20 protein-coding genes and 1 pseudogene are annotated in these 24232 nt (G+C 68.0%); 7 read left to right on the forward strand and 14 right to left on the reverse strand.

Translation table 11 applies throughout. From position 1 onward, the window contains the following. The first annotated feature begins 179 nt into the window (after nt 1-179). Nucleotides 180-1637 (forward strand): cellulase family glycosylhydrolase, encoded by a 1458-nt coding sequence (locus ACIP5Y_RS35940; RefSeq protein ID WP_400356830.1) that lies wholly within the window; start codon nt 180-182, stop codon nt 1635-1637. 301 nt (nt 1638-1938) lie between these two features. Then, nucleotides 1939-2469 (forward strand): hypothetical protein, encoded by a 531-nt coding sequence (locus ACIP5Y_RS35945; RefSeq protein ID WP_400356831.1) that lies wholly within the window; start codon nt 1939-1941, stop codon nt 2467-2469. Nucleotides 2470-2476: 7 nt separating this feature from the next. Here ACIP5Y_RS35945 and ACIP5Y_RS35950 read toward each other — a convergent pair whose 3' ends face one another. The 4 genes from ACIP5Y_RS35950 to ACIP5Y_RS35965 form a co-directional block, all read right to left on the reverse strand. Continuing rightward, a complete protein-coding gene (locus ACIP5Y_RS35950) occupies nt 2477-4807 on the reverse strand; it encodes a helicase-associated domain-containing protein (protein WP_400356832.1) in 2331 nt (776 codons plus the stop codon). Between the two features lie 166 nt (nt 4808-4973). Further along, nucleotides 4974-5162 carry a hypothetical protein gene (locus ACIP5Y_RS35955; RefSeq protein WP_400356833.1) on the reverse strand — a complete coding sequence of 63 codons (189 nt, stop codon included), beginning with the start codon at nt 5160-5162 and terminating at the stop codon, nt 4974-4976. A gap of 201 nt (nt 5163-5363) precedes the next feature. Further along, nucleotides 5364-6005, reverse strand: a complete 642-nt coding sequence (locus ACIP5Y_RS35960; RefSeq protein WP_400356834.1) for a transglycosylase family protein — start codon at nt 6003-6005, stop codon at nt 5364-5366. Between the two features lie 443 nt (nt 6006-6448). After that, a complete protein-coding gene (locus ACIP5Y_RS35965) occupies nt 6449-6682 on the reverse strand; it encodes a hypothetical protein (protein ID WP_400356835.1) in 234 nt (77 codons plus the stop codon). Nucleotides 6683-6866: 184 nt separating this feature from the next. Between ACIP5Y_RS35965 and ACIP5Y_RS35970 the strand changes: the two genes are divergently transcribed. Further along, the gene (locus ACIP5Y_RS35970) at nt 6867-7304 is read left to right on the forward strand and encodes a cold-shock protein (protein WP_400356960.1); all 438 of its coding nucleotides are present in this window, start codon (nt 6867-6869) and stop codon (nt 7302-7304) included. Nucleotides 7305-7385: 81 nt separating this feature from the next. Here the strand turns inward: ACIP5Y_RS35970 and ACIP5Y_RS35975 are convergent, their stop codons facing one another. The 3 genes and pseudogenes from ACIP5Y_RS35975 to ACIP5Y_RS35985 form a co-directional block, all read right to left on the reverse strand. Then, nucleotides 7386-7940 (reverse strand): DUF2771 domain-containing protein, encoded by a 555-nt coding sequence (locus ACIP5Y_RS35975; RefSeq protein ID WP_400356836.1) that lies wholly within the window; start codon nt 7938-7940, stop codon nt 7386-7388. 19 nt (nt 7941-7959) lie between these two features. Then, nucleotides 7960-9630: pseudogene (locus ACIP5Y_RS35980) on the reverse strand (MFS transporter); the annotation flags it as partial. Between the two features lie 660 nt (nt 9631-10290). Beyond that, nucleotides 10291-11085 carry a glutaminyl-peptide cyclotransferase gene (locus ACIP5Y_RS35985; RefSeq protein WP_400356837.1) on the reverse strand — a complete coding sequence of 265 codons (795 nt, stop codon included), beginning with the start codon at nt 11083-11085 and terminating at the stop codon, nt 10291-10293. Nucleotides 11086-11102: 17 nt separating this feature from the next. Here ACIP5Y_RS35985 and ACIP5Y_RS35990 point away from each other — a divergent pair, with 17 nt between their 5' ends. Both ACIP5Y_RS35990 and ACIP5Y_RS35995 read left to right on the forward strand, forming a co-directional pair. Continuing rightward, the gene (locus ACIP5Y_RS35990; RefSeq protein WP_400356838.1) at nt 11103-12278 is read left to right on the forward strand and encodes a DUF3027 domain-containing protein; all 1176 of its coding nucleotides are present in this window, start codon (nt 11103-11105) and stop codon (nt 12276-12278) included. Between the two features lie 231 nt (nt 12279-12509). Then, complete coding sequence (locus ACIP5Y_RS35995) at nt 12510-15545, forward strand: sacsin N-terminal ATP-binding-like domain-containing protein (RefSeq protein ID WP_400356839.1); 3036 nt, start codon at nt 12510-12512, stop codon at nt 15543-15545. A gap of 180 nt (nt 15546-15725) precedes the next feature. Here ACIP5Y_RS35995 and ACIP5Y_RS36000 read toward each other — a convergent pair whose 3' ends face one another. Both ACIP5Y_RS36000 and ACIP5Y_RS36005 read right to left on the reverse strand, forming a co-directional pair. After that, nucleotides 15726-16343 carry a TetR/AcrR family transcriptional regulator gene (locus tag ACIP5Y_RS36000; protein WP_400356840.1) on the reverse strand — a complete coding sequence of 206 codons (618 nt, stop codon included), beginning with the start codon at nt 16341-16343 and terminating at the stop codon, nt 15726-15728. A gap of 110 nt (nt 16344-16453) precedes the next feature. Beyond that, nucleotides 16454-16693 carry a DUF2530 domain-containing protein gene (locus tag ACIP5Y_RS36005; RefSeq protein WP_397006083.1) on the reverse strand — a complete coding sequence of 80 codons (240 nt, stop codon included), beginning with the start codon at nt 16691-16693 and terminating at the stop codon, nt 16454-16456. 173 nt (nt 16694-16866) lie between these two features. Here ACIP5Y_RS36005 and ACIP5Y_RS36010 point away from each other — a divergent pair, with 173 nt between their 5' ends. Beyond that, nucleotides 16867-17304: a MarR family winged helix-turn-helix transcriptional regulator gene (locus ACIP5Y_RS36010; RefSeq protein WP_400356841.1), complete on the forward strand. Its 438-nt coding sequence runs from the start codon at nt 16867-16869 to the stop codon at nt 17302-17304. 1 nt (nt 17305) lies between these two features. On the opposite strand, the gene ACIP5Y_RS36015 is transcribed toward ACIP5Y_RS36010, so the two are convergent. The 5 genes from ACIP5Y_RS36015 to pdxH form a co-directional block, all read right to left on the reverse strand. After that, nucleotides 17306-17695 (reverse strand): YccF domain-containing protein, encoded by a 390-nt coding sequence (locus ACIP5Y_RS36015; protein ID WP_400356961.1) that lies wholly within the window; start codon nt 17693-17695, stop codon nt 17306-17308. Between the two features lie 91 nt (nt 17696-17786). Beyond that, entirely contained in the window at nt 17787-18992 is a 1206-nt protein-coding gene (locus ACIP5Y_RS36020; protein WP_400356842.1) for a GNAT family N-acetyltransferase, read from the reverse strand. A gap of 358 nt (nt 18993-19350) precedes the next feature. Continuing rightward, the gene (locus ACIP5Y_RS36025; RefSeq protein WP_400356843.1) at nt 19351-20664 is read right to left on the reverse strand and encodes a citrate synthase; all 1314 of its coding nucleotides are present in this window, start codon (nt 20662-20664) and stop codon (nt 19351-19353) included. 181 nt (nt 20665-20845) lie between these two features. Then, a complete protein-coding gene (locus ACIP5Y_RS36030) occupies nt 20846-22129 on the reverse strand; it encodes an MFS transporter (RefSeq protein WP_400356844.1) in 1284 nt (427 codons plus the stop codon). Between the two features lie 101 nt (nt 22130-22230). Then, nucleotides 22231-22956, reverse strand: coding sequence for a pyridoxamine 5'-phosphate oxidase (pdxH, locus tag ACIP5Y_RS36035; protein ID WP_400356845.1), 726 nt, complete (start codon nt 22954-22956; stop codon nt 22231-22233). Nucleotides 22957-23056: 100 nt separating this feature from the next. Between pdxH and ACIP5Y_RS36040 the strand changes: the two genes are divergently transcribed. Beyond that, nucleotides 23057-24193 carry a citrate synthase 2 gene (locus ACIP5Y_RS36040; RefSeq protein ID WP_400356846.1) on the forward strand — a complete coding sequence of 379 codons (1137 nt, stop codon included), beginning with the start codon at nt 23057-23059 and terminating at the stop codon, nt 24191-24193. Nucleotides 24194-24232: the final 39 nt, after the last annotated feature.

A 24232-nucleotide genomic window follows, 5' to 3' on the forward strand; every position in this document is an offset into this window, starting at 1 on the left:
TCCATTCTCCCCGAAGCCACCGACACGGCTACGTGACCTGCGCCCCTTTCGCTGAGAGCGCAGTTCAACTGGGGATATGCCGAATCTGGTCAGGTTGTGGGCGCTGTGGCTACGATCACTCGAAAATCTGGACGCTTGTCCATTTAGGTGCTCGACTCGGATCTCGTGAGGGGAAACCCATGGCAGGTCTCGGTAGACGATGGTTGGCCGCGGCGGCGGTCCTCATCGGCACGGCGGGGATGGTGACGACACCGGCGGCGGCCGCACCGGCGGGGAACGCCCCGCCCGGCATCGGCGCGATACACGTCGAAGGCAGCCGATTCGTCGACGAATACGGGCGGGTCGTGCTGCTGCACGGCGTCAACAATGTGGACAAGCAGGCGCCGTACCTCGAACCCGGCGATGGTTTCACCGTCACCGCGCAGGATGCCGAGCTGCTGTCGCGGCACGGATTCGACACGGTCCGGCTCGGGGTCGGCTTCGACGGGCTCATGCCCACCAAGGGGGTCGTCGATACCGCCTACCTGGATCGTGTCGCGAACATCGTGGACACGCTGGCGCAGTACGGGATTCACACCCTGCTCGACGATCACCAGGACGGGCTCTCGAAGATCTGGGGCGGCAACGGCTTTCCCGAATGGGCGCTGCAGGCCCGGCCCGGACCACTCGAACCCAACCCGGGCTTCCCGCTCTACTACCTCATGCCCAGCATGAACCGGGCCTGGGACGAGGTGTGGAACAACACCGACGGCGTGCTCGGCTACCTCGGCCAGGCGCTCGGCGCACTCGCGGACAGGATGAACGGGCATGCGGGCGTGCTCGGTATCGAATTGCTCAACGAACCGTGGCCCGGATCGGCGTTCCTGTCCTGCTTTCCGAACGGCTGCCCGGCCTTCGACGTGAAATATCAAGCCGCCATGCAGCAGCTGACCGACGCCGTGCGCGCCCGCAACGGCGCTCTGATGGTGCTCTGGGAACCCAATGTCACCTGGAACGAGACCATGCCCTCGAATCTGGGTGAGAATCCGCCCATCACCGCACCCGATATCGCCTTCGCGCCACACGATTACTGCATTCCGAGCCAGCTCGCGATCTATCTCGGGCTGCCCGCCGCACTGCGCGGCCTGTGCCCGGTGCAGCAGGACAAGACCTGGGGCAATATCGACGCCTTCACGCAGCGCACCGGAATTCCCACGCTGGTCACCGAATTCGGCGACGGTGATCCGGCCGTGCTGCGCAATACCCTGGTGAATGCCGACAACCGATTCGTGAGCTGGCAGTACTGGCATTACGCATCGAGCTTCGGGCCCGGCGGGGCGAAGCCCGATCCGTTCCTGGGCGACATCGGGCAGCAACTGGTGCGGACCTATCCGCGGGCCACCGCGGGCATACCGGACCGGATGGTCTTCGATGCTGCCACAGGGGATTTCGCTTACCGGTACACGCCGCGGCCCGCCGCTGCGCCGACCGAGATCTATGTATCCGATGTGCATTATCCGGACGGTTATGCGGTGCGGGCCGACGGCTGCACGGTCACGTCGCCGCCCGCGGCGCGAGTGGTGACGCTCGAGTTCTGCGGGACGGGGCCGGTGACGGTATACATCAACCGTCGGGGTTCGACGGGGGCATCCCTGTAACGGGGTGTGGACGGCGAACGACACCAAGCGGGGAGGGCCTATCTGGACATGCGCCCAGATGGTGAATTGTGAATATAGGAGAAGAGGGAATCTCGTGAACGTGCTCGGCCTGATGCTCATGAACAACGTCCTGCCCACCATCCTCAACCTGTCCATGCTCGGCATGCTCGGCACTCACCGCTACTAGTCATAACGGCCGGCTACCGAATACGACCATCTACTGATGCGGTCCCCAGCAGGTCACAGGTATTCTCACGCCGTTCACAAGCCGTGAACTGTTCGGTGAGAAAGGTTTTCGCTAGTGAAGCTCGCAGGAACGAGGCATATTGTGCGCCTCGTACTCGCCCTCGTGGCGGTGGCCGTGGCCGTATTGGCCGTATCCGGCTGTTCGATGCTGAAGGACGCCAGTAAGTCCGATACCGCCAAGGCCAAGGTCGGGGATTGCATCAACGTCATCGCCGGCTCGGCCACGGACTCCAAGACCGCGCCCATCGACTGCGGTGACCAGAAGGCGGTCTACAAGGTCGCGGCGGTCTACGACCAGAAGACCGACTGCAAGGAAGAGCAGACCTCCTACGAGGAAACCCTCAATGGCGGGACCACGGCATTCCTCTGCCTGACACCGAACTTCAAGGAAGGCGCCTGCTACAACGAGAGCCAGAACACCGGCTACAAGTTCGTGGACTGCGCCGCCCCTGAAGCGTCCTTCAAAGTCACCAAGCGCATCGACGGGGTGGCCGACGAATTCCAGTGCGATGCGGGCACCGCTGTCGGATTCCGCGTCGTACCGGATCCGAAGACCACCTTCTGCCTCGGCAGCCCGAAAAGCTAGACCCGCGCTATTCGACCAACGCGACCGACGCGATCCGGTGCAGAGTGAAGTGCCGGACCGCGCCGGTCACGGGGTCGAGCGCATCCAATTGGCCACCGCCGACCTTCAACGGCTCCACCACCCGCTGCGACGCCACGCCTGAAGCATCCACGTAGCCGATGTGCACCGGACGCCGGGTCCGCGCGGCCAGTTGCAGCAGATTCAAGGTCGCGGCCGTGCTGGTCCGGGAACCGTCCGAACGGACGGCCTGCCCCGGACGGGCATGCGCCGCACGCTCACTCGCCCGCAGCTCCGCCACCAGTGACCGAAGCTGTTCCGTACTGGGCGGATTCGGCCGCCAGTTCGGCCGCTGCTGCTGCCGGGCCGAGATCCGCGCGCCCCGCGGCCGCAGATCCACGATCACGCCCGAGGAATCCTCGCCCGCCGGACTGAAACCCGCCGCCCGCAGGTGCTCCAGCACCTCGCCGAGCGGAGCCTGGGAGATCGCCACCGTCGGCGCCACCGCCCGCAGGGCCAATGCCCCGGCCACCGGCGCGGCCAGCACCTCCGCCAGCAGGGCCGGATCCTCACTGCGCACGAAGGATTGCGCCATGCCCGCCCGCAACCGGCCGTGCCGGCGGGCCACATCGTCGATCAGATAGGTCAGCGACTGCGGCACCGGCGTGCGCGAATGCGTGGTGAACAGATTGTGCAGCTCCGCCGCGGTCGCGCCCGCGTCCAGCGCGCGGCGCACCGAGGTATCGCTGATGCGGTACACCGTTGCGGCGCCCGCGGATTCGACATCCGCGACCAGCGATACCCGATCCTGCAGCTCCGGTGTCAGCGGGCCGGGCGCGATGACGGTCAGATCCGCCTGCACCAGCACGTGATCCACCGGATCCGGCAGCGCGCTGTTCATCTCCGATTCGGCGTCCTCCGGACTGCCGTGCAGCAGTGCGCGTCCCGCCGAGGTGACCGCGCCCCGCGCCACCAGGCCCAGCGCCTGCGCCTCGGCCAGGGTGCGTTCCACCGCCTCCAGCCGATAGTGCCGCCGCCAGCGCGGCTGCCGCCACGCCAGCACCCGGCCCAGATCCGCGGCGGAAACCTCGGTGCCGGAAGGATATTCGGCGAGTGCCCGCAGGATGGTGTGGCGGTCGCGGACCGCGTGCACATTCCGCAGTTCGGCCGACAGCGCCGCCAGCGGTTTGTCATTGGCGTCGCGCAGGCCGATCATCCACGGGAAGCGATCCAATTCCAGCCACGCCTGCGCCAGCACCACCCAGCGGCGCGGCGGCACCACGGCCAGCCAGGCGTCGGTGGTCGTGGTGGGCGCCCAATAGTCGTCCGTGCTGTCCGGATCCGGCGGCGGTTCCGGGGTGCCCTTGTCGAGTAGCCGTGCGGCGGCGAGGATTTCGGCGAGCAGGCCGAGGCGGGCCTCGTCGATGCCGGTCTGCTTGGCGACCCGGCGCAGCTCGCGCACGCCCAGGCCACCCGAACGCAGTGCGGGCGCCGGATTCTGGCCCAGCGCGTCCAGGATGGACGTACCGTGCCGCAGCAGTTCCCCCACCTCGCCCGCGGCGGCCGCGTTCACATCGGCGGGCGAATGCTTGATCGGTTCCGGACGCGGGGGCGTCAGCGCCTGCGGATCGGTGACGGGTTCGCCGCGCAAGACCTGACCGACCGAGACCGGCAGCTCCACCGTCTCCTCGTCGATCCAGTTGAGCAGCCGGCGCGCCAGCAGTCGCTGCACGGGCCGGTCCTCCGGTGTGCCGGGCGCGGCATCGCGGGTGCGGCCGCGCGGGCCGGTGGTGGCCAGCTTCTCCAGCAGGCCGCGCTCCTGCGGCGTCGAATCGGCCAGGGCCGCGACGATTTCGGGTTCGGCGAGCGCGTCCGGCAGTTCCGTGGTGCTGCCCAGCGGCCACGGCAGCGCCTCCTGGGCGGCCGTGGTGAGCCGCAGGGCGGTGTTCGGACCCCAGACGATGGCGCGGGCGCGCAGCTTCGCCAGGGCCGCGTCGACGGTGGCGGCGGGCACGCGGTCCCGCAGCAGTTTGCGCACACGGGTCACCGGCACCGGCTCGGCGCGGCGGCCGTCGGCGGCGCCTTGCACCACAAGGGTTTCCATCACCGCGAAATCGAGGGTGTCGAGTTCGTCCGTGGCGCGCAGCACGGAGGCGCGCTGCTCGGTGCGGGCGGCCAGGATCGCCATCGAGGCGGGCAGCGGGACGGCCAGATCGGGCCGCAGCTCGAGCAGCGTCACCAGTTCCGGGTCGCTGCGCGCGGCCAGCCATTCGGCCAGCGCGGGGCCGGCCGCACCGGCGGCGGCGTCGCCGGTTCCGGCGGAGGTGGCGGTATCGGTCACTTCACCCGATCCAGGCAGGAAACACAGAGAGCCGGGCCGAAGGCCCGGCGGGAACGGTATACGGGACGCGGTTCAGCGGCCGCCGCGATGACATTCGTCCATTGTGCGGCGGCCGCTCGGAAACGAGCCGCGCCGTCGACCGCATTGTTGTCGGTTGGTGGCCGTCTCAGCGGTTGATGACCGTGTGCGGGTGCACGTAGGGCAGCTGATCGACCGGCAGCGGGAACTCGGTGTCCTCACCGTACGGGGACAGGCCACCGGAGCGGGTCGAGGAGAGCTCGGTGACGGCGTGATCGCCGTTCTCCGTGCTCGGCCAGCCGTTGTCGACGTAGGGTTTCTTCGATTTGTTCACCACGCCGCCCATTCTGGCATGAGCACCCGGAGCCTGCCTGCTCCGGCACCCGGAAGTTTGCTCGGCGCACGGTCTTCCGCCGGGAAACAGCGTCCGTCGACGGGCAGCGCACCGTCTCCGGTCCGCAAGCGGCCCTGGGAATCACGAAACGCCCCGCATCTCCATTGATGCGGGGCGTTTGCGTGCGGCGAATGTCGTCCTGCCCTACTGCGGCAGGAGGTTCTTGTTCGCTTCGAAGAAGTTGGTGATCGCGGGGTCCAGCTTGACGCCACTGGCCTTCTGCGCGTTGAGGAAATCGAGTGCGGGCTGCGGGATGTTGATGCCCTGCTGCTGCGCCACCTGCACGGCGCGGTCGACGGCCTGGAAGACATCCTTGGTGCTGTCGTTCCCGGGGTTGCCGGCATTCGGGCCCGCCGACTCCTGAGCACCGGGTGCCCAGTGGGTGTCCGCGGTGGCGGGGAGGTCGCGCTGGCTCGGACCGCTGGAGAGGCCGAGATGCGAGGAGCAGGAGGGCCAAGCGCCCCAGCCCTGCGTCGCGAGCACCTTCTCGGCGACGGCGATCTGCTGTTCGCGGGTTGCCTGGTTGGCGGTGGGGGCGTACTCGCCGCCGCCGGCCGCGGTCCAGGTGCTGGGCGAGAACTGCAGTCCACCCTGGAATCCGTTACCGGTGTTGATGCCCCAGTTGCCGCCGGCTTCGCACTGTGCGAGGCGATCCCAGTCGGAGTCGGGTGCCGCGCTGGCATTGCCTGCCATGGCCACTCCTGCGCCGCCCAGGGCGATACCCGTCAGGGCAACCTTGGCGACGGTGCGGCCGGTGTTACTCGGCTTGCGATGGCGTCCACTCATTTTCGGGTCGTTTCCTCTCGTACGCGCCTGCGAGGCCGACTACCGGGGTCGAACTGAGAGGTGTCGTCCGGCCCGGCGCACTGGATGTGCGCTGTTCCTCGCCTTCGCCCCTCGTTCCAGTTGGGGGTCCGTACCCGCGGGGCGAAGTGTGGTGCGGCGGGCCGGTGGCGCCGGGCTGACCCGGCTGGTGAGAGACATTACGACGACTCCCGCGAAAAATCACCATTTGGTAACCGCCGTGTCTGTCCGGGTCACGAACCGGCGCAAGGGGTTCCGCTTCCCGTCTTTGCAGGTGGTCACGGCGAGTCCCGGCCGATAGGGGTCTGTCACCGCTCCGTGACCATCCTGTTATGTGACTAAGATCACATGCATAGCTGGGTAACAGAGTGGGCAACGCGCGTGTTGCAGCACATCACGATCACCTTGCGCAAGCCCTACCGCGATCAGCGAGCGCGGCGGCCCTGCCAGAGCGCGATGAAGACCGACAGCAGGAAGCCGAGCGGCGTCGCGGTCATCGAGACCACGTACAACCACAAACCCGGCTTCGAATCCGTCAAGAGCCCTATGCCGAAGATGGCCACGATCGCCAGCAATCCGATCGCGAACAGTCCCATGGCGAAGTACAGCAGCCGACTCCCGGAGCTGCGGGGAGCCTGCTTGGCAGAAGTGTCCGACACCTCTGAACCGTAAAACTGATGTGCTTCGCCTATTCACACCGGGGTAGACTCGATGTTCTATCGCGTCCTGCATAGCTGTGTGGGGCGCGTTCTTTTCGCAAAAGGAAAGGTTGCGGACGATTGGTCCGTCAACCACGACTGTGCCCGGCACGCCCGGGCATCGAATGACGAACGGGTGAGCGCAGTGCCGACCGGCAGGGTTAAGTGGTACGACGTCGAAAAGGGCTTCGGCTTCCTGTCTCAGGATGAGGGCGAGGACGTCTATGTTCGATCGTCGGCGCTGCCCGAAGGTATCGAGGCCCTCAAGCCGGGCCAGCGCGTCGAATTCGGCATGGCGGCCGGCCGCCGCGGCCCGCAGGCCCTGAGCCTCAAACTGCTCGAAACCCCTTCTCTGCGTAACGAACGCAGCGATCGGAGCGAGCGCGGCGGCCGCGGCCCCCGCACCGACGCCCCGGTCCAGCGCAAGGAGCCCGACGAACTGCACGGCCTCATCGAGGACATGATCACGCTCCTCGAAACCAAGGTGCAGCCGGATCTGCGGCGCGGCAAATACCCGGACCGCAAGATGGCCCAGCGCATCGCCGAAGTGGTGCGTGGCGTCGCGCGGGAGCTCGACCACTAGATCGCGAAAACCGAAGCAACGGAAAGGGCCCCGGCGAGCAATTGCTCATCGGGGCCCTTTCCGCTGTGAAAGCGGTTGCCGTCAGCCCAGACTCGGGGCCAGCTCCTGGAACGCCGGGGTACGGATGGCCCAGATGCCGCTGGAGATGAAGCCCTCGTTGCCCTCCGCGTCCCGCGCCGGGATCGGCAGGTGGATCTCGATGGTGGCCAGCTTCAGGCGCGGATCCTTCGGCGTGGGAATGGTGATGGCGCGGGCGCCGGCCGCGTAATCACGATGCGTCGCCATGCGCTGCGCGGGCTTGCCGTCCACCGAATAGAGCAGCAGCATCTCCCACGGCGCGTCCACCACCTGGCTCGGCAGCGAGATCTGCAGCGGAGACCCCGGCGGCACATCGAGATCCGATACCGACTGACTCTTGTCGCAGTTGTTCAGCTGCAGCTGCCTGCCCTCGATCGACACCGTGCAGTACATGTACGGCTGCACCGTCACCGACTTGCCGTGCGAGTACGCGGTCAGCGTCGGCTCCGGCTTCTTCGCATTGTGCGCGAGCACCGCGATCCCGGCGAAGTACGCGACGGCCACCACGAGCAATGCCACTAACAGAGCGATGATCGTGCGGCCTTTGGGTGTGCTCACCGGTCCTGGTTCCTGTCCGTCACTGGGTGGGTTCTCCCGCGCCGTGCGCGTGGATCTCCTGTTTCGCATGCTGAGGTCGGTTGCCGCCCAAACCGGGCAGCAGCGAATGACCACGGTAGCTGACCACGGTTTGGGTCAGACCGAGCGCCATGACCGCCGAGACCACAGCGAAACCTTTCCACCACTCCGTCGGCAGCAGCACGCCCATGGCGCCACCCAGCACCCACGCCAGCTGCAGCACGGTCTCGGAGCGGCCGAAGCCGGAGGCGACGGATTCCGGTGGCAGGTCGTCCTGAATGGAGGCATCGAGGGACACCTTGGCCAGCGCACTCGTGCAGGACGCGACCAGGGCGGCCACCACCACGCCGATCATATTGCCGAGCACCGCCGCGACAACCGCCGCGGCCACACAGGAAATGGTGCAGGTCAACACGATCAGCTGCGGGCGGCCGAGTTTCATGCGGGCGCCCGTGGCATTGCCCGCGAAATTGCCGATGGCCGCGGCCGCGCCCGCCAGGCCCGCCATGGCGACCTGCTGGGTCGCGTGATGCGGGCTGCTCTTGATGACGAAAGGGATGTAGAAGAACAGGAAACCGGTCAAGATGCGGACGGTGCCGTTGCCCCACAACCCCGTCACCACCGAACGGCCCAGCGGCTGCCGGCGTTTGCTCGGCTTCACCTTCTCGGCCTGGCTCGGCTCCAGCACCTCGGTGCGGGAATCCTCGCCGTGATAGCCGATCGTCGCCGGCACCTCGCCCTCGGTGTCCTCCACCCAGGACGGGATGTTCAGGCTCAGATACGCACCCGCCGCGGCCAAAACGGCCGCGAACAGCAGCGCACCCGTGGAATGCGCCACGAACGCGATGGCCGCCGCGATCGCGCCCGCCCCGAGCGTCCCGCCCACCAGACCGAAGACCGTGAGCCGGGAATTGGTGCGCACCAGGTCGATTCCCGGTGGCAGGACGCGCGGCGTGACCGCCGATTTCAGCACCGAGAACGACTTGCTGAGGATCAGCATGCACAGGGCCAGCGGATACAACGCCCAATTGTCGATATTGAAGATCAGCAATCCGGCGATCAGCACCCGCAGCGCGAACGAACCCGCCAGCGCCAGCCGGCGACCGCGCTGCAAACGATCCAGCATCGGCCCGATGACCGGGGCGATCACGCCGAACGGGGCAATGGTGATCAGCAGGTACAGCGCCACCTTGGTCTTGGATTCGGCTGTGGCGCTGGCGAAGAACAAGGTGTTGGCCAGGGCGACCGCCACCGCGGCATCGGTCGCGAAATTGGCCATGGTCGCGTAGACCAGGGCCGTCAATCCGGATTCCTCCGCGCCGTCCGCCTTGGCCGCGCGCTGGAAGGTGGCGAACCCGCGTTCGGTGAGCTCGATGCTGCGCCGCGCCGCGACCCGGGTGACGGTCAGCTTGCGTGGGGGTTTGTGCAGGCCGGCGGTGGTCGTGTCATCGCCGGGATGGTCCGAATGTGATTGCAGGCGCGTGTCTTCCGGGTGATGCGGTCCGGACTGCTGACCGCGGGCGGCATCGGGTCGTGCGGGGGGCGGATGCCCGGATTCGTGGCCCCGCAAACGCGAGGCGGGGGATTGCGGCGTCGGCCCGGCGGGCGGCTGTGGTTCCGAGCGTGACTGTGGCCCCGAGCGCGCTTGCGGTTCCGGCGGATACGGCGGGCGCGCCTCGAATCGGCCGGTGCGCGGCTCGGATTCGAATCGGCCGGTGCGAGGTCCGGAATCGGACCCGTGAGCCGGCGGTTCGGTCTCGAAAGGGCGGGTCGGTCGCTCGGTCTCGAATCGCCGCGTCGCCGGGGCGGATTCGGATGGGCCCGCGGGGGTCGACGGCGGCCGGGCCGAGCGCGGTTCCGGCCGGGCCGGCTGGTTCGGCTCGTGCGGCGCCTTTTCCGCGCGGCGGCGGCGCGACCAGCGCGAGGTGCGCGCCGCGCCGGACTCCGCACCGGTTCCGGCGTGCGGCTCGGCCGACCGGCCCGCGTACGACTCGGTGGGGCGGTCGCCGGGATGCGGCTCGGCGGGGTGGTCGGGTGCGCGGCGGGCCAGGAAGTCGGGCAGATCCGGCTCGTCGCCGCGGGGACCCGGCCGTCGCGCGGCCTGGTTGGCCGGGGGATATCGGTCGAATCCGGGATGCCGTTCGATCAGTGGAGAGTCCTCGTCGCCCCACCGACCGCGATCGGCATCAGGGTCACGGGGAGCAGTCACCCCCCAATTCTTGCAGTGCCGACCGGAACCGGCTCCACTACCGCACGTAAGCGGTGCCACACAAGCCGGAAATCCCTGGGAATTCGCTTCGGGAATGGGTATGGACCCCTCGTGTGTCCTGTCTCACGCGGGGACGAAACGGACTTCGTAACTGGTCGGCCACTTCTTGCCGGTGAGGAGGAAGTGATCGGTACCCGGCAGGCTCGCGATGCCGTTCAGCACATCCGTCCCGGGCGTGCGCGCGGATTCCGGGAGCAGGCCGGAGGCATCGATGACGGCGCGCACGTCACCGGTCCGCGGATCGATCTTCAGGATGTCGTCCGTGGGCCACGCATTCGCGTAGACGGAACCGTCGGGCGCGCAATCCAATCCGTTGAGCTGCGTGTTCCGGTGCGAGGTGAGCGCGACCGTGCCGGTCACCGCGAAGGTCTGCGGATCGCGGAAGGTGAGGGTGCTGCTGCCGTTGCTCATCACCACGCGGTTGTCGCGCGTGCACAATCCCCAGCCCTCGCCCTGATAGGTGGTGCGGCGGATTTCGGCGAGGGTCCGCGGATCGCGGGCGAAGGCGATGCCGTCCTTGTAGGTGAGCTGCCACAACACGTTCCCGGCGCGGGTGATGCCCTCGCCGAACAGGGGCGCGGGGAGATCGACGCGCGCGAGCTGGGCCCCGGTCTCCAGATCGGTGGCGCGGACGAACGACTGTCCCGAGAGGCCGGTGCTCTCGTAGAGGGTGTTGCCGTCGATTTCGAGGCCTTCGGTGAAGGCGTTGGTGTCGTGCGGGCGTGTCGCGATCACCTCGGCGCGCAGGCGCGGGGTGGTGTCGGCGGCGTCGCAACCGGCGGCGGTCGAGGCCAGGGCCAGCGCGGCGGTCAGGATCAGCGGGACGGTCGCTACCGGTGCACGGTGTTTGCGCTCCATACGGCAAAATGTAGGGCGTGAGCGCGGTTGGAGTTTCGGAGTCCGGTGTGCGACCCATCCTGGCGGAGGCGGTCCAGCTGGCCCGTCGTGCGCTCCTGGACCTGGAGCCGGTGGGTGTCGGCGCACATCTGGGCGTGACTTCCGAGGAAGAATCCTCGGCCACCCATCATTTCGAGGCGACGCTGCCCGGCTATCACGGCTGGCAGTGGGCGGTCGTGGTGGCGGCCCCACCGGAGGCGACCCGCGCCACGGTGAGCGAATCCGCCCTGCTGCCCGGCCCGGACGCGCTGGTCGCGCCCGACTTCATTCCGTGGGAGGAGCGCGTCCGCCCCGGCGACCTCGCGCCCGGCGACCTGCTCGCCCCGCGGATCGACGATCCCCGTCTGGTCCCCGGCTACCTCGCCACCGGCGACCCGGTCGTCGACGAGGTGGCCCTGGAGATCGGCCTCGGCCGCACCCAGGTCCTCAGCCGTGAGGGCCGCGAGGAGGCCGCCGACCGCTGGTTCTCCGAATACGGCCCCGACACCGACATGGCCCGCGCCGCACCCTCCACCTGCGGCCTCTGCGGCTTCTACGTCCCCCTCGCCGGTTCGCTGCGCGCCGCCTTCGGCGTCTGCGCCAACGCCATGGGCGCCGACGGCCGCGTCGTGCACGTCGCCTACGGCTGCGGCGCCCACTCCGACGTGGCAGTCCCCACCGGCGGCGGTTCCCCCGCCTACGAGGCCTACGACGACGCCGCCTTCGACCTCATCCCCGACGCCGAATTCCGCCCCCGGGCCATCGACACGGATCCGGTTGCCGCCGAAGCGGATTCGCCGGCCGGCGACATCGAAGACAACACCGCCACGACCGAGACCCCGGCTCCCGCCGTGGAAAGCGCTGCGCCCGAGGCCGAGAGCGACACCGCCGCCGCTTCGACCGAGTCCGGTGTGGCCGTAACCGAGGTCGAAGTGACCGCGGTGGGCGCGGAGATCGCCGGTGCGGCCCCGGCGCCGGTGGTGGCAGCGGTGGAAGCCGAAGTGGCGGTGGCGGAGTCCGCGGCACCGGTGCCGGCCGCCGCGGACAACCACGTGGTCACACTGTTCGATTTCGATCCGGATGCCGGATACGACGATGCGTGGGCCGTCACCGCGGTGCGGGTCGAGCCCGACACCGGTAAGCCCGGCGATTCCGGGGCGGCAGAGGCGCACTGAGCAGCGGGCCCGTGCGGCCCGACCGCATCGAAACGGCCGTCCGGAGGGTATCGGCGGGCCCGGGTCGGGTCATTCGTGGCCGGCGGTTGCGAGTCTGTGGACTGTCCCCGTGAATTCGGCTCAGCGTGCCGCGGGGAGTGATGTCGTTCCGGGTGGGTGAGTCGGGGGGTTGGGCGGTAGGTTCTGGCGGTGCCGAGGTGGTCGGTGCGTGGGTCGAGAGGGGAAGGCTACGTGGTGGGTGCTGAGGCGGGGGATCCGTTCGGGACGGCTGCGCTGCGGGAAGGGGTGATCGCCGCGTGGCGTGGATCGCCCACGCGGTTGCGGGAGGACGCCACCACCGAGGCGGATCTGGTGCGGTCCGGCTATCGGGATCGGCTGCTGACGGAACTCGCGCAGAACGCGGCCGACGCGGCGGCGAAGGCCGAGGTGCCGGGGCAGGTCGCGGTGTGGCTGGACGGGCGGCGGCTGCATGTGGCGAATACGGGGGTGGGGCTGGATGTTTCGGGCGTGCACTCGCTGACCGCGCTGCGCGCCTCCGCCAAGACGACGGCGGAAGCCTCGGTGGGGCGGTTCGGCGTCGGGTTCACCGCGGTGCTCACCGTGGCCGAGGAGATCGAATTCCGGTCCGGCACCGGGTCGCTGCGGTTCTCGCGCGCGGAGACCTGGGCCTTGCTGGGTGCGCAGGGGATCGACATTCCGGCCGGGGAAGGCGATTTCGTGCCGCCCGCGCTGCGGCTGGCCTGGCCGATCGCGGAACGGCCCGCGGCGGGTTTCGACAGTGAGATCGTGCTGCTGCTGCGCGCGGACGTGGACATCGTCGCCCTGCTGGCCGCCATGCGGGCCGAGGCCGTGGACCTGCTGCTGGAACTGCCTGCCCTGCAATCCATCCGGATCGGCGACGACGAGATCACCAGTACCGTCACCGATCTCGTTTTCCCGGCCGGGGCACCGTCGGAACCGGATTCCTGGCAGCCCGCAGGCAAACCGGCCGATCCGGTGGCATCCGAGCTGTGGGCCGTGGAATCCGCTGCGCCGCTCGGCGAGAGCGAGCCGGTGGCGGACGAGATCGATCCGTTCGTGGCATGGAGCGAGTCACTGTCGGGCGGCGGGCGTCCCACATCGGCGGAGACGGTATCGATCGCCGATCGGCGCAACGGCGTGCCGTTGTCCGATGCCGATCGGGGCGCGGCCGTGGTGGCGGCCGGTACCGGCCTGCAAGAGATCCGCGTTTCCGGGCCGGACGGCGAGGAACGGGTGTGGTGGCAGTTCCGGACGGGACGGGCGCGCTGGCTGGTGCCGGTGCGGGACGGGCGGCCGGTCGCCGCGCATCCCGATGTGTTGCGGGCTCCCACCCGCTCCGATGAGGAATTGTCGCTGCCCGCCCTGCTGATCGCCGATATTCCGATGCAGCCCGATCGCCGCCGGCTGCTGCCGGGCGTGCAGGCCGGTGAATTGGTCGCGGGCTACGCGGATTTCGCGCGGGCGCTGCCGCCGCGGGATCGCCTCGTACTGGTGCCGCTGCCGGGCTTCGCGCGCAGTGAGGCGGATGCGCAGTTGCGTGAGGCCATGGTCGCCGAATTGCAGGCGGGTGAATGGCTGCCGGTGCTGGGCGGCCCGGCGGCCGCGCCGCGGCGGGCCAGCGTATTCACCGGTGCCACAGTCGAATTGGCGGACCTGCTGGCGGATATGATCGGGCCGCTGGTGATTCCGGAACTGTCGGAGCGTGGCCGCGCGGACGCGCTGGCGGTACTGGACGTGCATCGGATCGGGTTGGCGCGCATCGCGGACCTGTCGAGCAGCCTGGAACGCGAACCGCAGTGGTGGTATTCGTTCTACGACGCACTGGAACCGTTCGTCACCGATCCGCTGTCGGTGGAGGAGCTGGGTGCGCTGGCGGTCCCGCTGGCCGACGGCCGGCTGGTGACCGGTCCGCGCACGGTGGTGCTGGATGACCGCCTGGAGCAGGCCATCCCGGTGCATTGGGCGCGCCTGGCGCATCCGGAGGCCGTGCACGAACTGCTGGGCCGGCTGGGCGCGCGCCCGGCCACGCCGGAGGATCTGCTGAACGATCCCGGCCTGCGCCTGCTGCTCGACGACGATCCGGGTGATCCGGACACGGTGGACGCCGTGCTCACGCTGGCCGCGAACGTCAATGCCGCCCCGGGCGTGCTGCCGTCCTGGCTGGGCCTGCTTGAGTTGCCCGACGCCGCAGGCGAATCGGCTCCCGCCGACGAGCTGCTGTTGCCGGACGCCCCGCTGGCCCGGGTGCTGGCCGAGGACGCCCCGTTCACCACCGTGGACCCGGACCTGGTGGAACGTTTCGGCGCGGACGCCTTGCGCGCCGTCGGCGTCGGCTGGGGTTTCACCGTGGTCGCGGAAACGGATCCGACCGGCCCGGATCACGATCTGGACGATGAGGAAACCTGGTGGGAGGGCCTGGCGGAGGATCCGCCGGAACTGCTCGCCGTGCGCGACCTGGATCTGGTCGACGACGGCGAATGGCCGGAAGCCTTGCGCCTGTTGCTGTCCGACCCGGTGATCCGCCCGCTGCTGTCCGACCGCAATGGCTATACCGCCTGGTGGCTGCGGCATCACGCGCATATCGACGGCATCTCGCTGGGCTTGATGCGGCATCCCGCCGACGAATTGTTCGCGGGCCTGCTGCCGCAACTCCCCGGCTTCTCCACCGAGGACCTGGCGGTACTGCGCGCGATCCTGGCCGACCCCGAGGTGGTGAACGCGCACCTGGCGGAGGAACTGCTGGACGCGCTCGCGGATCCCGCGAAAACCCCCATTCCGGAGGCGATTTCGCAGACCTACCAGCTGCTGGCGGAGGCGCTGGCCGACGGCCGCCTGGACGTGGAGGAACTGGTGCTGCCGGACCTGGTCCGCGCGCTGTCCGGCGCCGTGATCCCGGCTGCCGATGCCATCGTGCTGGATAAGCCCTGGTACGGCCCGGCGCTGCCGGCGGACCGCCTGGTGGTCGGGGACATCGCGAGCGCGGGTTCTCTGGCCACACTGCTCGACCTGCCGCTGGCCTCGGAAGCCGTGACGGCCGACGTGCTGGGTGCGGGCCACCGCACCACCTGGATCGCGGATCCGCTCGGGGTCCTGCTGCGCCTGCAGTTCGACCTGTCCACCCGCACAGGCGAACTGGTCATCCACGATGAACTGCTGATCCGCCTGTCCGGCGCGGTCGAGGACACGGTCGCCGTCGCCTGGTGGCAGGAAGGCGATGCGACGCACGTGCGCGCACCGAAGCGCTGAGTGCGGCGAGCCGCGGCGCTGGTGACATGCGCCGCGGCACTGCGTCATCCAGCGCATGACCGAGCCGCACACGCAGGACTGTCATCCGGCGCATGCCGAGTCGGACGCGCAGGACTTCTGCCCGCGCCGGAATCTCCGGCGCGGGCTTTGTTTTCGACGGGTCAGGCGGTGGCGTTCGGGTCAGGCGGTGGCGTGCGAGGCGACCATGCCGGCGAGGACATCCAATTGCTCACGCACGGAGCCACTGTCGTTGTCCACGAGCCAGCGCAGCACGATGCCGTCGATGGTTGCGAGGATGAAACGGCTCAGTGTGCCGACGGGAACGGTCCACTGGCAGCCGGTGGCTTCGCGCGCATGCTCGATGATGTCTGCGACGGTCGAGTCGTTGAAGGTGTACTGTTCGCGCGCAATTGCGAGTTTCGCCGGAGTTTGTTCGCCTTCACGCAGTGCATAGGTGGTGGTTTCGTAGGTGAGCAGCTGGCGTTCCGGAGTGGCTTCGATGTTGAGCCACATGAGTTCCAGCCCCGCACGCACCAAATTTTGAAGGGCTGCTTTTCCTGTTCCGACGTCCTGCCATACTGCTTCGTTGGCATCCACGGAATCTCGCAATTCCATAGAAAGTGCCTTGACCAGCTCGGTCATCAGCTGATCTTTGTTTTCGAAACAGTAATGCACCACACCGAGCGAAACACCGGCTGCCTGTGCAACATCGCGCGTGGTAACTCCTGCCACGCCCTTTTTTTCGGCAAGGCCGATGGCTGCCTCGATAAGGTGGGCCCGTCGTTCTTCGACGCTCAATCGGGAGGACACTCCAGGGAGTTAAGCGCTCGCGGCGCGCGCAGTCAATTCGCACACTCCGAAAGTCCGCTTCCCGCCGCTTGTCTGGACGCGCGTCCTGGATGTGCCCCTCATTCCAGACCGAGTTGCGCGCCCTTGTCGCCGCGCCGGGCGCCGCGACGTTGAATCGCGAAAATGGTGTACCCCAAGGCGCCGACGGCCAGACCCATCAGACATACCGGGCGCGCGGTGGCCCAGCTGTCGTTCAGGAATACCGCGATGGTGGCGATGAGAAAACCGATGGTGCCGACCGCCAGCACCGGGCGCGGGTCGGTGAGGCGCGGCGGGATCTCCGGCACTGGTGGCGTCACCCCTCCAGCCTAGAAGGTCCGCGCACCCGATGTGCCGCGCCGGTCCGTTCCGCCTGCGTACCGGTAGGTTCGCTGTGCGATGGCCGGAACCGAATCCTGCATGTCGAGACCGGTGGGTGTGGACCACCCGAACACCCGACTCCTGCGCGAACGGTCACGTATCGTTTGCCTCTGTGACAACGCCTTCCGACATACGCGCGCTTGCTGGTGAACTCTCACTGGCGGTGGTGCGCTTGACGCGACATCTGCGAGGTAGGCGCGCCGATGCCCAGATTTCGCTGACTCAGCTCTCCGCCCTCGCAACGCTCAACCGCGAGGGCGCCATGACGCCCGGGGCACTGGCCGCCAAGGAGCGCGTGCAACCGCCGTCCATGACCCGGGTGATCGCCTCGCTGTCGGAACTCGAACTGGTGGAACGCAACCCGCACCCGACCGACGGGCGGCAGATCATCGTCTCGCTGTCGGAGGCCGGGCGGGCCCTGGTGCTCGACGAGAACCAGGCCCGCGAAGCCTGGATGACCGACCAGCTCTCGAACCTCTCACCCGACAAGCTGAAGGTCCTCGGCGAAGCCGTCTCGATCATGAAGCAGATCGTCGACGAATCGGAATAACTCAGTATCCGTAACGCCGGTCGCTGTCGACGATTTCGCGGCCCAGCGGGAACAGCGAGATCGGGATGAGCTTCAAGTTGGCCCAGGCGAACGGGATTCCGATGATCGTCACCGCCAGCGCGATGCTGGTGAACAGGTGTCCCAGCGCCAGCCACCAACCGGCCACGATGATCCAGATGACATTGCCGATCATGGACGGAATACCCGCCCCCGGCTTCTCCACGGCCTCACGGCCGAACGGCCACAGCACGTAATTGGCGATGCGGAACGAGGCGATCCCCCACGGGATGGTCACGATGAGCACGCAGCAGATGAGTCCCGCGATCACGTACCCGATGGCCATCCAGATCCCGACCAGAACCAGCCACAGGACGTTCAGAATCAACTGGATCGGTTTCATGCCATCCACCCTGCCAGCGGGACCGGTTCCCGGCCACCGGGAAAACCCTGATTTTCCCGGTACCGGAACCCTGATCCCCAGGTCAGAAGAACCATCCGAGCTGTGCGTCGCGGTCGGTGGTGAAGGCCTGATCGAAGGCCCGCAGCACCGCCGGATCCTTGGCCTGGATCCGATTGGCGGCGGCGAAGGTACGGGCGCGATGCCCGCCGAAGTAGAGCCCGCCGAGCACGTCCAGGCCGAGTTCCAGCTCGGGCGTGCGGTCGGTGCGCGCGCATTCGGCGACCCCGTCGCGGATGCGTAGCGCGAAGGTGCCGCCCGCGTTCCGGAACGGGTCGTCGACCGAGATCACCGTGTCCAGGTCCGCCTGGTAGCTGCGGGCGGTGAGTGCCGCGGGCACGTCCATGACGCGGGTCCACAGTGTGTCGAAGCGCTCGGTCACCTTCACCAGCCGCGGGTCGGTGACCAGGTAGGGGAGCGGATCCCCGTCGGTGAGCGGCGCCTCCACCTTGGTGAGCAGGTCCAGGCTCAGCAGCACCCGCCACAGCGCGAGATGCGCCTCCGGGGTGACGGCCCGGAAGTCCGCGACGATCGCGGTGGACTTGTGTTCCTCGTATTTGCGGCGGTACAGCACGTACCCGTCCGGATGGGTGAGCACGAACAGTGAGGACGCGCCCTCGCGGTAGCGTTCCGGATCGCCGAACCACATCTCCCAGTTGGCTTCCGGGCGTTCCTGTCCGCCGGGTACCAGTCGGCGCCAGCGGTCGTACACCTCGCGCAGGTGATCCTTCGAGTCGGCGAGTGCGGCGATCCGGACGCCGCCGGGATCCGGTGTGCCGGGCCGGAATTCGGCGCGGCGCCGATCGATCTCCACCCAGTTCTCGGCAAGGCTCGGCGCGTAGCCGAAGCGGCCGTAGATGGTGCCCTCGCTGGCGGTGAAGACGGTGAGCGGCAGGCCGTCGTCCTCGACGCGGCGGTGCAACTCGGTGTAGAGGCTGCGCAGGATGCCGCGGCGGCGGTGGGTGGGTGCGACCGAGACGGCGGAGACGCCGCAGGCCTGCACGGTGTGCTCGCCGGGGACGGTGAAGGTCATGGTGCGGTCCACGGTATGACCGACGATCTGATCGCCGTCGACGGCGACGAACGCCCGCTCGGCCGGGAAGAGATCGGGGATGTGCTCGAGCTCGACCTGGTCGTAGCGCATCCCGAAGCAGGTTTCCAGGAGCTGGACGATTGCGGGGAAGTCGTCCTTGGTGGCCGAGCGCACGGTGATGCCATTCGTCGTTGCCATGTCCGAATCGTCCCATGGGCCCGATTACCCGCGCATCCGAATTTCCGCGGGCGGAACCTGCCGTCCCCTCCATGGCAGGTGCCGCCCGCGGAATCCGATTGCCCCCCAATAGCCCTCGGATCGGGCGTCGTGAGATCTGTTCCCTCCCCAGGGAATCACCTCCGTCTCACAAGAAGAAGCATGCCGGTCCCCGCCAGCAAGATGCTTAACAAGACCTTGTAAGAGGACACCGCCCGAACGCGATGTGTGACAGCCGCCCAGCGCGGGCGCGCCGGGCGGCCGGCGGCGCGGCCTCCCGGAAACGAAAACAGCCCGCCCGCACCGGGATCGGTGCGGGCGGGCTGTAGTCCGGAGGAGACTAGCGGCTGGTGATGCCGTTGTAGTCGCGCTCGCCGTAGCCGGTGTAGATCTGGCGCGGACGGCCGATCTTCAGGGGCTCGGTGTGCATTTCACGCCAGTGCGCGATCCAGCCCGGCAGCCGGCCCATGGCGAACAACACGGTGAACATGCGGGTCGGGAAGCCCATGGCCCGGTAGATGACGCCGGTGTAGAAGTCGACGTTCGGGTACAGGCGACGCTCGATGAAGTACTCATCGGTGAGCGCGGCCTCTTCCAGGGCCTTCGCGATGGCGAAGAGCTGGTCGTCGCCGCCCAGCTTGCTCAGGATGGAGTCGGCGTGCTGCTTGGCGATCGTCGCGCGCGGGTCGTAGTTGCGGTAGACGCGGTGCCCGAAGCCCATAAGCTTCACGCCGTCTTCCTTGTTCTTGACCTTGCGGATGAACTCCTTGACGTCACCGCCGTTGGCCTTGATGTCGTCCAGCATCTCCAGCACGGCCTGGTTGGCGCCGCCGTGCAGCGGGCCCCACAGCGCGTTGATGCCACCGGACACCGAGGTGAACAGGTTGGCGTCGGAGGAACCGACCAGGCGCACGGTCGAGGTCGAGCAGTTCTGCTCGTGATCGGCGTGCAGGATCAGCAGCATGTCCAGCGCGGCGGCCACATCCGGGTCCACCTCGTACGGCTCGGCCGGGAAGCCGAAGGTCATGCGCAGGAAGTTCTCCACCAGCGACAGCGAGTTGTCCGGGTAGAGGAACGGCTGGCCGACCGACTTCTTGTAGGCGTAGGCCGCGATGGTCGGCAGCTTCGCCAGCAGGCGGATGGTGGACAGCTCGACCTGCTCCGGATCGCGCGGGTCCAGCGAGTCCTGGTAGTACGCCGACAGCGCGTTCACCGCGGAGGACAGCACCGGCATCGGGTGCGCGTTGCGCGGGAAGCCGTCGAAGAACCGCTTCAGATCCTCGTGCAGCAGGGTGTGCCGCCGGATCCGGTCGGTGAAGTCGTCGAGCTGGGCCTGGGTCGGCAGCTCGCCGTAGATGAGCAGGTAGGAGACCTCGATGAAGGTCGACTTACCGGCCAGCTGCTCGATCGGGTAGCCGCGGTAGCGCAGGATGCCCGCTTCACCGTCGATGTAGGTGATGGCCGACTTGGTCGACGCGGTGTTCATGAAACCGGGGTCGTAGGTGACGTACCCGGTGCTGGCGAGCAGCTTGCCCAGGTCGATCCCGTCATTGCCCTCGACTGCCTTGGCCACGGTCATCGGGTATTCGCCGCCGGGGTAGGTGAGTACCGGCTTGGCGTCGTCGTCGACGTTGATGATGTTCTCAGCGGGCACGGAAGGATCCCTCTCAGGCTTGAAACCGTAGGCACCGGACGCGGTCGGCGCTCAGTGCGCTTACCTCAACGCTAGCCGCTGTCCTGTACGACCGACTAACGAGGGTCACTCTCACTACCTCACAGTCACCTTCGCGGCAGGTGAGGATCTGTGACGTTATGTGGTATGTGCATCACCGCACTCAGGCCGTCTGTAGCCGAGAGTGCGCACGTACCACCGCATACCGTGCGAAAGCCGGAAACGCGACGGCCGCGATCACCATGCCGACCACCACCAGGGCGCCACCGCCCGCCGCTGCTGCAGCAGTACCCACGGCAGCGGCCGCGAAACCGTGCGCAACATCACCGATACGCGGTCCACCCGCCACGACGACGATGAACACCCCCTGCAATCGCCCGCGCATGTCATCGGTGGCCACCGACTGCAGCATGGTGGTGCGCAACGCCGCCGAGAACATGTCGACCGCGCCGCCGAAGGCCAAGCAGCCCAGCGCCATCCACAGTGCGACCGTGGTGCTCATGGCATGTCCCGCCATGCCGACCGCCAGCCCGAAGCCGACCATGCTCACCCCCCACAGCACGATGCACAGCATCACGGCCAGACCCTGCCGGCTGATCCGCGTCAGCCAGCCGGAGAACACGCCGCCCAGCACCGCGCCTACTGACATGGCCGCGAACAACAGGCCCAAAGCCGTTCCGCCGCCATCGGAATCGCCGAAGGAATCGTGCGCGATCTCCGGGAACAGTGCGCGCGACATGCCGAACACCATGGCCACCACGTCGACGGCGAAGGAAGCCAGCAGGATTCGCTGCCCGGCCAGATAGATGAAACCGTCGGCGACCTCGCGCAATCCGGCCCGCCGGGTCTCGCCCAGCGGCGGGATGGGCGGCAGTTTCCAGACGGCCCACAGGGTGGCCAGCAGTGCGATGGAGTCCAGGAGATACAGCGTGGACAGGCCGGTCACCGGGATCAGCATGCCCGCCGACACCGGTCCGGCGATGGCGCCGAACTGCATCACCGTCATGGTCAGCGAATTCGCCGCAGGCAGTTGCTCGGCGGGCAGCAGGCGCGGGTAGATGGCGCTGCGCGCGGGCTGATTCATGGCGAAGAACGCCTGCTGCACCGAGAACAGCACCAGCACCAGCCACGCATTGTTCAGCTGCGCCGCGGCCTGCGCCCAGAAGAGCAGGGAGGTGACGCCGGTGCCGGCCGAGGTGATCAGCAGCAGTTTGCGGCGGTCCATGGCATCGGCGAGCGCGCCGCCCCACAGGCCGAAGACGATGAGCGGGATCAGTCCGAACAGCCCGGCGAGACCCACATAAGAGGAGCTGTGTGTGATGTCGAACAGCTGCTTCGGTACCGAGACGACGGTGAGCTGCGCGCCGATGACCGTGACTACGCCGGTGGTCCAGAGTCTGCGGTAATCAGGATTCCGTAAGGGCGTTATATCGGCGAGCAACTTCACCGACAGAACATTAGCTCCGCAAAAGGTGAGCCGGCCAGCCGATTTGGGACGATCATCCCATCATTTGGACGTGATTCATCCCACGACCGAAACCCTTGCGATCATGGTTGCAGGCGTTCGATTTTCATCGCCGCGACATCGGTGTTTCCCGGCTCCAGCGTCACCCGGATGCGATTGTGCATGCGGCTGCGGCGTCCCTGCCAGAACTCCACATAGTCCGGCCGGATCATGAACCCGCCCCAGAACGGCGGCACCGGAATCTCGGCGACTTCCTCGAAACGCACCGCGACCTCGGCAAGCTGATTGTCGAGCGCCTCCCGCGAGGCGATCGGCCGGGACTGCTTCGACGCCCACGCACCCAAACGCGAACCGCGCGGCCGGGACTGCCAGTACAGCGCGGTCGTCTCCGGCGGCACCTGATGCACCGGACCGCGCACCGTCACCTGCCGGCCCAGCGCCGGCCAGACGAAGGTGGCCGAGGCATACGGCGTTTCGGTCAGCTGCCGGCCCTTGAAGGATTCGTAATTCGTGTAAAAAGTCACACCCTCCGGAGAGAGGCCTTTGCACAACACGGTTCGCGTGGTCGGCCGCGGGCCGTCCGCCGCGACCTCGATGGTCGCCAGCACCATCGCGTTCGGATCCGTGACCCCCGCGCTGGTGGCGTGTTCGATCCAATTGCGCAGCAAGGCTTCCCAGCCGTCGGTCAGCCAGCTCTCGTCCAGATCGGTCTCGATGCCGGGGTGATTGTCACCCTGATCCACGCCGTACTCCACGCGCATGGCCGCGATGTCGAGGTCGGGAGTGGCGAATTTCTCCTGGTCGGGCATGGGCCAGACGTTACTCCGCAGTAATCGGGGAGTTAAGGTCTAGGAGATCGGCGTGGCTGCCCTCGGATCGGGTAGCCCGATGTGCAAGGAGAGTCACAACATGACTGCCGCTGCGGTTCCCAGCTCTGCCATCCCCGATGGCTTCGTCGCCGGCCTCGAGGGCGTAGTCGCCTTCACCACCGACATCGCCGAACCGGACAAGGACGGTGGTGCGCTGCGATACCGCGGCGTCGACATCCAAGACCTGGTCTCGAACCACATCACCTTCGGTGACGTCTGGGCCCTGCTGGTGGACGGCGAATTCGGCCGCGGCCTACCGCCCGCCGAACCCTTCCCGCTGCCGGTGCACACCGGCGACGTGCGCGTGGACGTGCAGGCCGGCCTGGCCATGCTGGCCCCCATCTGGGGTTACCAGCCGCTGCTCGATATCGACGACGACACCGCCCGCGACAACCTCGCGCGCGCCTCGGTGATGGCACTGTCCTATGTCGCCCAGTCGGCGCGCGGCATCTACCAGCCCGCCGTGCCGCAGAAGAAGATCGACGAGTGCACCACCATTACCGAGCGGTTCATGACCCGCTGGCAGGGTGACCCGGACCCGCGGCACATCGAGGCCATCGACGCCTACTGGGTGTCCGCCGCCGAGCACGGCATGAACGCCTCCACCTTCACCGCCCGCGTCATCGCCTCCACCGGCGCGGATGTGGCCGCCTCGCTGTCGGGCGCCATCGGCGCCATGTCCGGCCCGCTGCACGGCGGCGCCCCGGCCCGCGTACTGCCCATGATCGAGGCGGTCGAAAAGTCCGGTGACGCCCGGGCGCTGGTCAAGGGCATCCTGGACCGCAAGGAAAAGCTGATGGGCTTCGGCCACCGCGTGTACCGCGCCGAGGACCCGCGCGCCCGCGTGCTGCGCGCCACCGCCAAGCGTCTCGATGCCCCGCGCTACGAGGTCGCCGCCGCCCTGGAGCAGGCCGCCCTGGCCGAACTGCGGGAGCGTCGCCCGGATCGCGCCATCGAAACCAATGTCGAGTTCTGGGCCGCCGTCATCCTCGACTTCGCCGAGGTGCCGGCGCATATGATGCCCGCCATGTTCACCTGTGGCCGCACCGCCGGCTGGTGTGCGCACATCCTCGAGCAGAAGAAGCTCGGCAAGCTGGTCCGCCCGGCCGCCATCTACACCGGCCCGGCCCCGCGCAAGGCCGATACGGTCGCGGGCTGGGACCTGATCACCAAGTGATGCCGGCTCGGAGCAGCAGGTAATCGAACCCGTCCGGCC

This window comes from Nocardia sp. NPDC088792 (assembly GCF_044750615.1).
In the GTDB taxonomy this organism is placed as follows: Bacteria; Actinomycetota; Actinomycetes; order Mycobacteriales; family Mycobacteriaceae; genus Nocardia.

Coding starts and splice junctions, on each gene's coding strand:
- ACIP5Y_RS36020 (WP_400356842.1), bottom strand. CDS start 18,992: ATGGCAACGACGAATGGCATCACCGTGCGCTCGGCCACCAAGGACGAC.
- ACIP5Y_RS36040 (WP_400356846.1), top strand. CDS start 23,057: ATGACTGCCGCTGCGGTTCCCAGCTCTGCCATCCCCGATGGCTTCGTC.
- ACIP5Y_RS35985 (WP_400356837.1), bottom strand. CDS start 11,085: ATGGAGCGCAAACACCGTGCACCGGTAGCGACCGTCCCGCTGATCCTG.
- ACIP5Y_RS35960 (WP_400356834.1), bottom strand. CDS start 6,005: ATGAGTGGACGCCATCGCAAGCCGAGTAACACCGGCCGCACCGTCGCC.
- pdxH (WP_400356845.1), bottom strand. CDS start 22,956: ATGCCCGACCAGGAGAAATTCGCCACTCCCGACCTCGACATCGCGGCC.
- ACIP5Y_RS35940 (WP_400356830.1), top strand. CDS start 180: ATGGCAGGTCTCGGTAGACGATGGTTGGCCGCGGCGGCGGTCCTCATC.